At 65.2% G+C, this 12,976-nt stretch carries 14 protein-coding genes; 6 read left to right on the forward strand and 8 right to left on the reverse strand.

The annotated features are described in order from the left end of the window. Positions 1-6 precede the first annotated feature (6 nt). Entirely contained in the window at positions 7-345 is a 339-nt protein-coding gene (locus AC6I6S_RS12730) for a HalOD1 output domain-containing protein (RefSeq protein ID WP_497950593.1), read from the reverse strand. 90 nt (positions 346-435) lie between these two features. Then, positions 436-1,980, reverse strand: coding sequence for a thermosome subunit alpha (gene thsA / locus AC6I6S_RS12735; RefSeq protein ID WP_497951478.1), 1,545 nt, complete (start codon positions 1,978-1,980; stop codon positions 436-438). A 195-nt stretch (positions 1,981-2,175) separates the two neighbouring features. Here thsA and AC6I6S_RS12740 point away from each other — a divergent pair, with 195 nt between their 5' ends. Continuing rightward, positions 2,176-2,994, forward strand: a complete 819-nt coding sequence (locus AC6I6S_RS12740; RefSeq protein ID WP_497951479.1) for an amidohydrolase family protein — start codon at positions 2,176-2,178, stop codon at positions 2,992-2,994. Between the two features lie 30 nt (positions 2,995-3,024). Here the strand turns inward: AC6I6S_RS12740 and AC6I6S_RS12745 are convergent, their stop codons facing one another. Next, positions 3,025-3,924, reverse strand: coding sequence for a glycosyltransferase family 2 protein (locus AC6I6S_RS12745; protein WP_497950594.1), 900 nt, complete (start codon positions 3,922-3,924; stop codon positions 3,025-3,027). 63 nt (positions 3,925-3,987) lie between these two features. Continuing rightward, a complete protein-coding gene (locus tag AC6I6S_RS12750; protein WP_497950595.1) occupies positions 3,988-4,695 on the reverse strand; it encodes a class I SAM-dependent methyltransferase in 708 nt (235 codons plus the stop codon). A gap of 88 nt (positions 4,696-4,783) precedes the next feature. Here AC6I6S_RS12750 and AC6I6S_RS12755 point away from each other — a divergent pair, with 88 nt between their 5' ends. Continuing rightward, positions 4,784-4,921 (forward strand): hypothetical protein, encoded by a 138-nt coding sequence (locus AC6I6S_RS12755; RefSeq protein ID WP_497950597.1) that lies wholly within the window; start codon positions 4,784-4,786, stop codon positions 4,919-4,921. Between the two features lie 30 nt (positions 4,922-4,951). On the opposite strand, the gene AC6I6S_RS12760 is transcribed toward AC6I6S_RS12755, so the two are convergent. Next, positions 4,952-5,356 (reverse strand): PPOX class F420-dependent oxidoreductase, encoded by a 405-nt coding sequence (locus AC6I6S_RS12760; protein WP_497950598.1) that lies wholly within the window; start codon positions 5,354-5,356, stop codon positions 4,952-4,954. Positions 5,357-5,491: 135 nt separating this feature from the next. Here AC6I6S_RS12760 and AC6I6S_RS12765 point away from each other — a divergent pair, with 135 nt between their 5' ends. The 3 genes from AC6I6S_RS12765 to AC6I6S_RS12775 all read left to right on the forward strand — a co-directional run bounded on the left by AC6I6S_RS12765 (position 5,492) and on the right by AC6I6S_RS12775 (position 7,357). After that, positions 5,492-5,773 carry a helix-turn-helix domain-containing protein gene (locus AC6I6S_RS12765; RefSeq protein WP_497950599.1) on the forward strand — a complete coding sequence of 94 codons (282 nt, stop codon included), beginning with the start codon at positions 5,492-5,494 and terminating at the stop codon, positions 5,771-5,773. Positions 5,774-5,844: 71 nt separating this feature from the next. After that, on the forward strand, positions 5,845-6,633 hold the full coding sequence (locus AC6I6S_RS12770; protein ID WP_497950600.1) for an MBL fold metallo-hydrolase: 789 nt from the start codon (positions 5,845-5,847) through the stop codon (positions 6,631-6,633). A 49-nt stretch (positions 6,634-6,682) separates the two neighbouring features. Then, a complete protein-coding gene (locus tag AC6I6S_RS12775) occupies positions 6,683-7,357 on the forward strand; it encodes a YkgJ family cysteine cluster protein (protein ID WP_497950602.1) in 675 nt (224 codons plus the stop codon). 48 nt (positions 7,358-7,405) lie between these two features. Here the strand turns inward: AC6I6S_RS12775 and AC6I6S_RS12780 are convergent, their stop codons facing one another. Together AC6I6S_RS12780 and AC6I6S_RS12785 are read right to left on the reverse strand one after the other, a co-directional pair. Then, positions 7,406-7,990, reverse strand: coding sequence for a helix-turn-helix domain-containing protein (locus AC6I6S_RS12780; RefSeq protein ID WP_497950603.1), 585 nt, complete (start codon positions 7,988-7,990; stop codon positions 7,406-7,408). 172 nt (positions 7,991-8,162) lie between these two features. Continuing rightward, positions 8,163-8,327: a hypothetical protein gene (locus AC6I6S_RS12785; RefSeq protein WP_497950605.1), complete on the reverse strand. Its 165-nt coding sequence runs from the start codon at positions 8,325-8,327 to the stop codon at positions 8,163-8,165. A 242-nt stretch (positions 8,328-8,569) separates the two neighbouring features. On the opposite strand from AC6I6S_RS12785, the gene AC6I6S_RS12790 reads away from it, so the two are divergent. Further along, positions 8,570-12,361, forward strand: a complete 3,792-nt coding sequence (locus AC6I6S_RS12790) for a PAS domain S-box protein (protein WP_497950606.1) — start codon at positions 8,570-8,572, stop codon at positions 12,359-12,361. Positions 12,362-12,423: 62 nt separating this feature from the next. Here AC6I6S_RS12790 and AC6I6S_RS12795 read toward each other — a convergent pair whose 3' ends face one another. Further along, positions 12,424-12,852, reverse strand: coding sequence for a TRAM domain-containing protein (locus tag AC6I6S_RS12795; protein ID WP_497950607.1), 429 nt, complete (start codon positions 12,850-12,852; stop codon positions 12,424-12,426). Positions 12,853-12,976 lie beyond the last annotated feature (124 nt).

A 12,976-nucleotide genomic window follows, 5' to 3' on the forward strand; every position in this document is an offset into this window, starting at 1 on the left:
CGCCGCTCACGGCGGGTCGATGACGATTTCGCCGTCCCCGTACACCGTAACCGAACAGCCCGCGAACCGGAACGAGACCGACCGTGTCGCGGGGTTCTGGAGCTCTTCGTCGCGAAACAGCGCGTTCAACGCCTCGGGATCGATCCGGTCGGAGAGTCGCTCGAGCGACTCCGGGGAGACACCACGAACGCTCGAGACGCCGAACAGGAGGGCCGTACTCACCGGTTCGTACTCCCGCTCGTCGAACCAGAGGTGGTATGTCCCGCGAGAGTCGTCGCGGTAGAGCGGTCGGCCGGCCGTCTCCTCGACACGTGTTAACTCGTCTCTCGGAGACCGTTCTCCCATACTCCGTATGACCATTGGTAACTATTAACACTGTCGGCTTGCACGACAGTCTACGGGGCTAGTTCAAAAAAAACCGGAGGTGTCGCAGGATTACTCGGCGGCGATGACGTCGTCGATGCGGACGATCATCGTCGCGGCCTCGGTCGCGCTCTCGACGGCCTCGCGCTTGACGTCCGCGGGGTCGACGACGCCGAACTCGACGGGGTCGCCGATCGTGACGGTTTCGCCGTCGGTGATCAGGCCGGCGCGGCCCTCGGACTCGTGGGCGGCGCGGAGGTCGACCAGCGAGTCGATGGGGTCCTGGCCGGTGTTCGCGGCGAGCGTGCGCGGGACGATGTCCAGCGCGTCGGCGAACGCCGTTACGGCGAGCTGTTTGCGGCCCTGGATCGCGGCGGCTTCCGAGCGAATCTTGTCTGCGATGGCGATCTCGCTCGCGCCGGCGCCGGGGACGACCTCCCCAGACTCGAGGGCGGTCGCGACGACGTCTAAGGCGTCACCGATGGTGCGCTCGAGTTCGCTGACGACGTGTTCGGTGCCGCCGCGGACGAAGACGGTGACGGATTCCGCGGCCGCGCCGCCCTCGACGAACGCGAGGTCGTCGTCGCCGAAGCGCTCGGTGCGAATGCGGTCGGCGTGGCCGAAGTCGTCTTCCTCGAGGTCCTCGAGGGCGCCGACGCGGCGGGCGCCGGTCGCGGAGGCGATCTTGCGGGCGTCCTTGTTGCCGAGGTCCTCGAAGGTGAGAATGCCCTCGTTCGCGAGGAACGAGGCGACGCGGTCGTCGACGTCGTCGGTGGTGAACACGACGTCGACCCCGCTGTCGGCGAGCGTCTCGGCGTAGCCGCGGAGTTCGCTCTCCTCGGCGTCGAGGGCGGCGTTGAGCTGGTCGATCGAATCGATCGAGTACTCGGCGTCTATCTCGCCGGTGCGGACGCCGAGTTCGACGTCGAGAATCGCGATCGAGGCGTCCTCGACCGCGTTCGGCATCTCGTCGTGGGCCGGCTCCTCGTCGATGACGATGCCGGGGACGAGTTCGGTCGCGTTCGAGGAGGCGCCGACCTGCGTGTGGACGGTGACGTTGTCGCGTTTGACGCCCTCGTCGTCGGAGACGTGCTGGATGGCGTCGACGACCGTTTCGGCGAGCTGTTCGGCGGTGAGACCGCCGGTTCCCTTGCCGGTCATGCTCGACTCGGCGACCTGTCTGAGCACCTCGTCGTCGACGTCGGCCTCGAGAACGCCCTCGTCGATCGCCTCGAGCGCGATGCGGGCGGCCTCGTGGTAGCCCTCGACGATGGTGGTGGCGTGGACGTCCTGCTCGAGGAGGTCCTCGGCCTCGCCGAGGAGGTTGCCCGCGAGCACCGCAGCAGTCGTCGTTCCGTCACCGACCTCGTCCTCCTGGGTTTCCGAGACTTCGACGATCATCTGAGCGGCGGGGTGCTCGATGTCCATCTTGTTGAGGATGGTCGCGCCGTCGTTCGTGATGACGACGTCTCCGCTCGAGTCGACGAGCATCTTGTCCATGCCGCGCGGACCGAGTGTGGTCCGTACGGCCTCGGCGACGGCCTTGCCGGCCATGATGTTCGACGACTGGGCGTCGCGCCCCTGGGTTCGCTGGCTGTCCTCGCTCAGAATGAACATGGGCTGTCCGCCCATGCGTCGCTGTTGTGCCATGGTTGAATCCTCACTAAGGTATCGTCAGCACTTCTATATAAGCTTTTCGCGACCACCTCGCTTCCCTCTGGCGATTCCCGTGTGAACGATGAGCACACGGCGCGGGAAATCCGGCGGCGCGGCCGGTAGCACAATATGGGATCGGTCACAACCCCCGACCGAATGCTCGAGTTAGAACACGGGTTTCGTGTCGTCGACGTTCACGCCCGTCTCTCGCCCGACGAGCAAGGGCGGACGCGCGGTCGCGCGATCTCACCCGACAGGCTCGAGCGCGAGATGCACCAGGCGGGAATCGTCAAAGCCGTCGTCTTTCCCGACCCCGCGGCAGGCACGAGCTACGTCGCGGCTAACAACGGCGTCGCCCGACTCAGCGTCGACCGTCCGTTCGTCCCCTTCGCGCGCATCAACGGCACCCGGTCGACAGGGGGTGGTCCCGGAGGCCGACTTCGAGACGCCGTCCGTCGACGCGACGCGTACCACACGACTCCGCGAGACATCGAACAGTACGCCTACGACGATCGCTTTTGCGGGTTCGTCCTCGACCCGACGGTCGATGGGGTACCCGACCCGGCGGTACTCGCTCAACTCGAGGCAGTCGGCCTCCCGCTGCTGGTCCGGGGTGGTGTCGACGCGCCGCCGTCCCGCCTCGCCGACACGCTGTTCGAGCGCTCGTTTCCAGTCATCGTCGCCCACTTCGGCGGCTTCCCGCTCGAGCGCTCGCTGATGGACGAGATGATCGACCTGCTCGCCGACTACGACGACTGCTACCTCGACACGAGTTTCGTCCGGTACCGCGACCAGCTCGAGCGGGCGCTGCTCGAACACCCCGACCGGGTCTTCTTCGGCAGCGGCGCCCCCGCCTGCCATCCTGACGTCGCCGTTATGGAGGTGCTCACGCTCGACGTCTCCGAGGACAAACTCTGGCGGGCGTTCTCGAAGAACGCCTGCCGGGTGATCGACGCGCTCGCTCCCGACGGGTGAGCCTCCCCCGCTGCGCGACCCGCTCGAGAGTTATCGGCGATCGTACACCCTGACCGCCCGGTCGTGGCGGACCGAGATCCCGTTCGGATTGCGGCGTGACGTTCGGTCGGCGTACCGGGCTCGAAGACCGTCTTTGAACCCACCGAAAGCATTCGTGAGAACCGAACTCCCGTTGCCGAACCAGCCCGTCGGCGTCGCCTCTCCAGTGATGACCGCGCGCGTGCTGTCGAACCCGTTTCTGAGCGCGCTTCCCGTGGTTCGCCCGAACGTGGCCGGGCGGGGGCCGTAGTTCTTCGCCAGCCGGTAGGCCAGCGACCGGTAGCGAGCGCCCCAGTCGGTCGCCGACCGGCCGCCGTCGGTGCCGACGTCGCTCCGGACGGACATCTCCGCGTTCCAGGTGACGTCGAACCCCATGGCGGCGACGCGGTGGGCGCAGTCGCGGGCCCCACCGACGGTGAGGTACTCGTCGAAACCGTCGAGGGCCTCGAGCGCCTCACGTGAAAAGGCGACGTTCGATCCGTCGAAGTGCGTGACGCTCCGACCCGCGATGCACTGGGGGGTTCGGTCGCCGGGAGTTTGCGTTTCTCTCCCAACGGGACCGGTGACCACGTCGGTGCCGGCCTCGAGTGCGGTTTCGATCGCCTCGTACCACGACGAGCAGATCACGTACTCGTCACCCAGAAACGCGACCGCGTCGCCGGTCGCGTTCGAAACGCCCGCATTGCGCGAAACGTTCGGGTTCCGCTCGGAGATTTCGACGAGGACGTCGACGTCGTCGCGCGCCCGGACGGCACCCGTCGTCCCGTCAGAGGAGGGGCCGTTGACGACGACGACCTCCGTCCGCGCGGGCGTCCGTTCGTCGAGGCCATCGAGACACCCCAGCAAGTGCTCCCGGCCGTTCAACGTCGAAACGACTACCGAGAGCTTCATACTCACTGGTAGATCACCCCAACAGTAAAAAGGGGACGGGATTTACGACGGCTCCGCTCGGACTCAGCGAACCCGGGTGTTCCAGTAGGACACCGACGCCAGGTGGTCGCTGATCGGGGCCGCTCCCGCGGCACGGTCGAGCGCCCGGATCGGCGACGCGAGCACGTTCGGGATCGATCGGTAGGCGCCGTAGGGAACCAGAAAATCGTCCTCGACGTCGACCAGCGTCAGATCTGTTTTCGCGAGCAAGACCGCCACTTCGCTCTTCGAGTAGAGGCGCGAGCCCATCGGTAGCGCCCAGTTGTAGACGCTCCGGGCCGAAAATCGGTTGAACGTGTCGAAGACGATCTGGTCCTTCGAGACGCGTCGCATCTCGCTCAGGAACGCTTCGGGATCGTCCGCCAGATGGAAAAACCGCATCGCGACGACCGTGTCGAAGTGATCGTCGGGAAACGGCAGTCGGCCGGCGTCGCCTCGGAGGAACTCGAGATTCTCCGAGACGCCCGCGGCTCGCGCCTTCGTTCGCCCCTGCTGTAACATCGCAGCCGAAATGTCGAGTCCGACGACGTCCGCGCCGCGTTCGGCGAGCATCACCGTAAACCGCCCGGTACCACAGGCGATTTCGAGTACGTTCTTCTCCTCGAGGGGCATGATCGCGTCGAGAACCGCCGCCTTCTCCCGCCGGTCGATCAACTGCCCGCCCCGAGAGAACCGCTTTTCGTCGTACTCCTCGGCGACGTCGTCGGCCTGGTACCACTCCTGTCCTTTCACACTGGGCGCAACTACACTGTCCGGAGGATAAAACGATACTGGAGTCCGCTCGAGAAAGGCTTTGCCGATCGGTAACCTATGTCATAGTATGCCCACCTGTAAGCGCTGTGGCGCGACCTCGGCGACCGACGAACTCGTCAGACACGAGGATGCGGACCTCTTGCTGGTCCACTGCCCCGAGTGTCGGGGGCTAATGGGAACCTACCGCGAGCCGGGCCGATTCTGAGCTAACCCGCTCCTGCGCCGTCGGCGGGAACTACCGAGAACTCGTGACGACTCGGTCGGGACGGATTCGAAGGATCACGCGCTCGCCTCTCTCGTCACCGTGGTGTGGGTACTCCTCCTCCCCGAAATACCGCTGGGTGAGGCGGTCGATCTGTTCGATCGCACCGTCGGTCGTGACCTCCTCGACTTCGCCGCGGATCGAGAGATAGCGGTACGGGTCGTCGGGGTCGGGGATCGTGAGGCCGACCCTCGGCTCGCGCGTAACGTTCTTCTCCTTCCGTCGGTTTCGGGCGGTGTTGACGAGGACGTACCCCTCCTCGTCGCGGTCGATCCAGACGGGCGTCACCTGGGGCGTGCCGTCGGGCATGATCGTGGCGAACTGCGCGAACGTCTTTCGCTCGAACAGATCGTCGTACTCCGGTGGAATCTGCTCCATACCCGGTGGTCGGCGGCCGGTGAGATAGTCGCTGGGAAGCCGGGCTAGTATGGCATTTAAACACCTATTACAAACCCTATTGTATGTACCACCATATAGGGAAAGTTTACCAGTACGGTCTCACCTGAAAACGGTATGAGCATGAGTACCGCAGACGACCCGAACGCTGCCGCCGAACAAACGCTTTCCGAGGCCGAATACCGCGAGCGGCTCCGTGATCTCCCCCCGAGTGCGAAACTCGTCGCCAAGGTCCTCGAGTCCGACTCCCCGCTCTCGCAGGGCCAACTCGCCGAGGAGTCCCTGCTCCCCGACCGCACCGTCCGCTACGCGCTGAACCGCCTCGAGGACGTCGACCTCGTCGCCTCTCGCTACAGCTTCCGCGACGCGCGCAAGCAGGTGTACTACCTCGCCCGCTGAGCCGCCAACCGAGACCCGCACAATCCACGGCCGGCCGACATACACTTTTTCCCGCCCGCGAAACGGCGTCCATGGAGGTCACTCGCTGTCCGGTTCCCGTCGACACCTACGCCCCCGACGGCCACACAAACGCGTACGTGATCGGCTCGGCATCCGCCGTTCTCGTCGATCCCGCGAGCCGAACCGACGACCTCGACGCGCTGGTCGCCGACCGCGGCGTCGCCCACGTCGTCCTCACGCACACCCACCCCGACCACGTGGGGGCCGCCGCCGACTACGCCGCCGGCACCGGAGCGACCGTCTGGGCTCGGCGCGGTCGAACGGCGGCGTTCGCGGCGGCGACGGGACTCGAGCCCGACCGCTGCTACGGCCCCGACACGGAGATCCGGATCGGCGACGGCACGATTCAGCTCCTCGAAACACCGGGACACGCCCCCGATCACACGGCTCTCCGCGTGGGCGCTGGCGGTCCGATCCTCTGTGGAGACTGTGCCGTCGCCGAGGGGAGTGTCGTCGTCGGCGCGCCCGAGGGAGATATGCGCGCCTACCTTACGACCCTTCGACGACTGTGGGCGATGGACCCGCCGCGCCTCTATCCCGGTCACGGGCCGCCTATCGATGAACCGCGTGATACCTGCGAACGGCTCATCGGCCACCGCCTCGAGCGCGAGCGCCGGATTCGCCGCGCCGTCGAAAACGGTGCCCGAACGCTCGAGGAGGTCCTCGAGACGTCCTACGAGAAGGATCTCACCGGCGTCCGCGAATTGGCGCGGGCGACCGTCGTCGCCCACCTCGAGAAACTCGCCGTCGAGGGCGCCCTCGAGTGGGACGGCGACCGAGCGACCCCCCGGCCGTCCTGATCGGTCCGGAGAGCGGCGGACTTTTCCACGCCCGTCTCCGAGAAGCGGTGTGAATTCCCTCGAGACCGACCTCGAGCGAGCCCGCGAGCTCGCGGTCGACGACCTGGCCGACGCCATCGAGTCGATCGGCTTCGAGTGTACCCGCTGTGGGGCCTGCTGCAAGGGGTTCGAGGGTGAGGAGCACACCGCAACGGTGTTCCCCGACGAGGTCCGGGAACTCGGCGAGGCGACAGCCGAGGACGACGAGTACGACTGGCGCGACGTCGCTCGGCCGATGCCGTACGGACTCGCCGAGGGGGAGGACGGCTCGCTCAAGGGTGAGACGTTCGAGTGGGCGCTGCAGACCGACGCCTGTGGCGACTGTACGTTTTACGCGGAGAGCGAGGGCGGCACCGGCGCCTGCACCGCCCACGAGAACCGCCCGCTGATCTGTCGAACGTACCCGTTCAGCGTCGTACTGGATGGCACCAGCCAGCCGATGGGTGCGGCTGTCGACGAGGAAGGGAGCGTTCGCGCCCACGAGTGCGAGGGGCTCGGCCGGGACATCTCTCGCGCGGACGCCGAGGAGCTGGCCCGAACTCTCAGGAAACGGGCGATCCGGGAACTCGAGGAAGCGATCGCCGTCCGGGACGCGTATCGCCCGGCCGCTCCCGATCCGGGCGAGGTCGTCGTCCACGATTCGGAGGGCGCAAAACGGGAGGACGGAACGCCGCTGGAGAGGTAAGGAGGCGCGCCCTTCGCGTCGAAATCGACGCCTCGGCGACGGCCGCAGTCAGGCTACCGGGAGGGATTCGGCGACGGGATCACGCCCGGTGTCGACGCCTAGCTCGGACGCGACGAGCGTTTTGTACGCCCGACGTAATCGTTCGGAGACCGCCTGGTGGGAAACCTCGAGTTCGTCGGCCAACTCCTCCATGGTAACCTCGCGTGGAATCTCGAAGTAACCGTGTTCGACGGCGGTCGTGAGCGTCTCGTACTGCTCCCGGGTCAATCCGACTGCGCGCGCGGACTCGGTACCTCCGTCGCACAACCGTCCAACGGTGACAGTAAAGCCGCGTTTCTCGAGTTGCTCGTAGGTCTGGCAGACACCGTCACGTTCCGGGAATCGAAGGGAGAGCGTCCAGCGCCCGTGGGCCGCGGTGAAGTCGTAGACGGCCGCTCCGTTCTCGATGACGGTATCGAACAACCGGCAGAGTTCCACGATTCCTGTGAACTCGTACAACAGCCAGTCCTCCTGGGTAGTGACCAGCGAGTACGATTCGACGGACGATTCGACCTCCAGAGCCCTCTCGAGAGCGGACCGCGTGACGCCGGTAAACCACAGGGCCGGGAAGTCCCGAACGGCGGCCTGCTCCATCTCACACTCGAGTTGCGGTTCGCGCTCGAATACTGGCCCAGAGCGGTTCTTTCGTCGGAATTCGGAACTCCGTGATCGTAGCCATATTCCGTCACGGTCGGTACCACACCGTGACTACTAAGTTTATTTCTGATATGAGATAATTAACTACAAGTCGTAATATTTGGGAACACTACGGGTCGGTAGTATCGGGGGTCGCCAGCAGGTGAAGCGCCTCCCGAAGAAAATACTGCGTTTCGTCGTCGTCGCAGAGTTCGAGTGCCTGCTCGAGGTGTGTTTGGGCCCGAAGTATAGCCTCGGGTTCGACCGTTGAATCGGTGTCCGATGGTTCGCTCATTCTCTCCTCGGTGTGTCAATCTGCCAGTGATCACTCAAACGTGTTTCCAAAGTACTTTGGTAGTACTGTGTGGGATCATGATGTATTTTAGAAATTATGTTTCCTGTTGGAGGATCTCTGTTCTACGAGTGGCGGTCCGCGCCGGGGGACTCCGAGATTCTGTCCTTCGTGTGGCTAATCTCGCCGTCGTGTTTTTCCGTTAACGGTTAGGTTGATAGGCCGGAACGGGCTAGCTGGAGAGTATGGGCAACGGGGATCGCAACGGATGGAGGGAGACGCTCGCCACCTTCGATCGAACGTCCGAGCCGCACGTGCCGCTTACGACGACCGAGGTGGCCGACGCGCTCTCGATCAGCAGACGAACGGCGTACAATCGGCTCGATCGGCTCGTCGAGCGCGACGAACTCAGGACAAAAAAAGTCGGTGCCCGGGGGCGCGTCTGGTGGCGCCCCCCGGCCTCCGACGGCCGTGATCGCGACGTCGATGCCGATCGGATGCTCACCCGACTCGTCGACAACGTGCCGGGGATCGTCTACCGCTGTCGAAACGAGGCGGGCTGGCCGATGACGTTCGTGAGCGACGGCGTTCTCGAGGTTGCGGGGCACGATCCCGACGACATCGACTCGGCGGCCGAACTCGTTCACCCCGAAGACCTCGAGCGGGTCGAACGCGAGACCCGGACGCAGCTGGCGGAGACCGATCAGTACAGCACCCGGTTCCGGATCGTGACCGCCGACGACGAGATCCGCTGGGTCGAGGATCGCGGCTACGGTATCGTCGGCGATGGCTCAGAAACCATCGATGCTCTCGAGGGCGTCATGATCGACATCACCGAACAGGAGCGCGCGAAACAGGCGCTGGCCGAGCGGGAGCACCTGTTCCGGTCGATGGTCGACGCGACCGAGGAGTACGCGATCTTCATGCTCGACGCCGACGGGCGGGTTCAGACGTGGAACCGGGGGGCCGAACGCACGCTCGGATACGAGCGCGACGCGGTCCTCGGCGAACACGTCTCGACGTTCTACACCGACGACGCGATCGCTGCGGACATTCCCGAGCGAAACCTGACCGACGCCGTCGCGAACGGTTCGATCGAAGCCGAAGAGTGGCGGGTTCGAACGGACGGCTCGCGGTTCTGGGCGCGGACCACGATTACGGCGATCCAGGACCAGGGCGACTCGGTTGCGGGTTACGCGATGGTCACCCGGGATCTGACCGATCGTCGCGAGTACGAGCAGCGACTACACGCCCAGCGGGACGAACTCGAGCGTGAACTCGACGACGTGCTCGAACGGATCGACGACGGGTTCTTCGCCGCCGACGACGAACTCGCGTTCACCTACGTTAACGAGCGAGCGGAGACGCTGTTTCGGACCACCGCGAGCGCGCTCGTCGGCGAGTCCGCCTGGGAGGCGTTTCCGTCGTCGGTTCGAGGCCCCGTTCGCGACCACCTCCACCAGGCCCTCGACGCCCAGAAGCCGGTCAGCGACGAACTCTTCCTCGAGTCGCGTGCGCAGTGGATCGAGCTGCGGATCTACCCCTCCGAAACCGGGCTGTCGATCTACTTCCGCGACGTCACCGACCGCAGGGAGATGGAACAATCCCTCCGTGAGAGCGAGGCGAAGTTCCGGCAACTCGCCGAAAACGTCGCCGAGGTCGTCTGGATGAGCTCCCCCGAACTGGACGAGTTTCACTACGTCAATCCCGCCTACGAGGAGGTCTGGGAGCACAGTCTGGACCGGCTCTACGAGCAGCCGCGTTCGTTTCTCGAGCGCATCCATTCCGAGGACCGTCAGCGGGTGACCGACAGGATCCCCGATCGATCCAGCGGCGAGTACGAGGAGGAGTACCGGGTCGTCCATCCCGACGGCTCTGTTCGCTGGCTGCGAGACCGTTCCTACCCGATTCGCGACGAGGACGGTGCCGTCGTCAGAATCGTCGGCATCGCCAAGGACATCACCGAGCACAAGGAACGCGAGCGGGCGCTCGAGCGGTCCGAACGACGGTATCGAACGCTCGCGGAGAACTTCCCCAACGGAGCGGTCGCGCTGTTCGACGAGGACCTGGAGTTTACCCTCGTCGAGGGTAACATTTTCGACGAGATCGACCTCTCACCGGACTCGCTCCAGGGTGCACACGTCTCGGAGGCGTTCGACCCAGACGACGTCCCGACCGTCGTTCCGAAATACCGCGAGGCGCTCGAGGGAGCGCTGGATTCCTTCGAAGTCACGATCGACGGCCGTCACCTTCAGGTCTGGGTGCTGCCGGTAGATGACGAGGTCGGCGACGTCTTCGCCGGAATGGCCATGTCCCAGGACGTCACCGACCGGATTCGGTACGAAGAACAGCTCCGGGCGCTCAACGACACCGCGGGAGAGCTGCTCGAGGCGAGGACAAAGGGCGGAGTGAGCGACATTGTCGTCGACGCGACGACGAACGTCCTCGACCTCTCCGACGTCCTCCTCTACCGGTACGACGAGACGACGGAGCGACTGGTTCCCGACGCACGGTCGGTTCGGCCGGCGCTCGTCCCCGGTGAACTCCCGGAACTCCCGTCCGACGGGAGCAGTATCGTCGGTCGCACCTTCGCTGAGGGCGAACTGCACCACTACGAGGACGTCCACGAGTCGGCTCACCTGCTGTTCGACGAGACGGAGATGCGGGCCGGACTGTTCGTCCCGATCGCCGACCACGGCGTTCTTCTCGCCGGCTCGCGTGAGGTCGGACCTATCGACGATCGGACCCGGAAGCTCGTCGAAATCCTCGCGGCGGACGCCGAGGCGGCCTTCGACAGGGTAGATCGCGAACGAACTCTCGAGCACCAGCGCAGGCAGCTCACGGCGCTGAACGACCTCAACGACGCCGTCATGGAGACGATCGACGTCATCCTCGAGCAGTCGACACGGGCGGAGATCCAGCGAGCCGTCTGTGAGTCGGTCGTCGAGTCGACCTCCTACGAGTACGCCTGGCTCGCGGAGGTTGACTCGCCGGCGGGATCGGTCGACCCGGTCGTCGAGGCCGGCGCGGAGGGATACGCGTCGGCGATCTCGGTCTCGTTCGATCCGGAGGTCCCCAAGGGTCAGGGTCCGGCGGGTCGAGCGATCAGGACACGGGAGATGCAGGTCGTCGACGACGTGCTCGAAGACCCGATGTTCGAACCCTGGCGGGAACAGGCCGTCGACTTCGGGTTCCGATCCGTCGTTGCGATTCCGATCAGCCACGAGGAGACGCTGTACGGCGTTCTTCTCGTCTACGCCGGCCAAGCGGGTGCCTTCGCGTCCGAGGAGCGGACGGTGATCGGACGGCTCGGCGAGATCGTCGGCCACGCGATCGCCGCGGCCGAACGCAAGCACGCGCTGGCTGCGGACAACGTACTCGAACTCGAGATTCAGGTCCGAGACGTTCTCGAGACGGCCGAAGGGGCATCCGACGCGGGCCGACGGGTCGTCATCGATCACACCGTTTCGCTCCCGGACGAGGAGTTCCTCCAGTACGGAACGGTGACCGAAGGGGGGACCGGGGTGCTCGACGCGCTCGTCGAGCACCGCCCGTCCTGGACGAGTGTCCAGGCGGTCGGCGACGAACTGACCGCGGATCGATTCGAGGCGCGGCTGTCCCAGCCCCCGCTCCTCTCGACAACCGTCGCCCACGGCGGGTCGATCGAGCGTGTGGTTATCGAAGACGGTGACTATCGGCTGACAGTCCACCTTCCGATGGGGACGGACGTCAGGCGCGTCATCGAGTCGATGTGGGAGGCGTACGCCGACACGGAGGTGCTCGCACGCAGGCGCCGCTCGAGTTCGATGCCACCGTCCCAGCGGATCACGCAGACCTGGCTGAGCGACCTCACCCACAGGCAGCGAACGACCCTCGAGACGGCGTACGTCGCGGGTTTCTTCGAGTGGCCGCGACAGCAGTCCGGTGAGGAGGTCGCCGCTTCGCTCGATATCTCCGCACCGACGTTCTCCCAGCACATCCGCGCGGCGGAAAGAAAGCTCTTCAGCGCGTTGTTCGAGGACCCGGGGAGACCGTAGCGGGACTCAGCCGCTACTCGAGTTATCGCCGCGACGGGTCGTCCACGCCAGAAGTGGAGGGTTCAGAAGGTCTCTTCGATTATCTCGCCGACCGCGAAGTTCGATTTGACCTCGCTGACCTCTATCTTTACCCGGTCGCCGATGTCCGCGCCGGGGACGATGATCACGTAGCCCCGCTCAACGCGGGCGATGCCGTCGCCCTGTTTGCCGATGTCTTCGATTTCGACGTAGCGGGTTTCGCCGACGTCGACCGGTGGCTGGGGCTCCGAGGGCGTACTCGAGCGCTGTTTGGGCGTCGACACCGAGTCCGAATTCGACGGTCCGTTGGTGCTCTCCTCCGTCTCACGGGAGATGAGTGCGACGCGATAGACCTCGCCGGGATCGATATCGCCGGTTTCGATCTCTTGTTTAGGTATTTCGATGACGTATCGGTCGGCTTCTTCCGAAACATCCGTGCTGAACAGACACAGGAGTTTTTCAGATATTTCCACAGGTAGACCCTCAGGTTTCAGTCAGACTCTCATCCGTAATAGAACTACCGACAGTTGAACCCCCGATCCCGGGGTCTGGAGCGACTCGAGTACGGTCTCCGAGCCGTCTACCACCGGCCACGTC

Source organism: Natrononativus sp. DTA114, assembly GCF_059736515.1.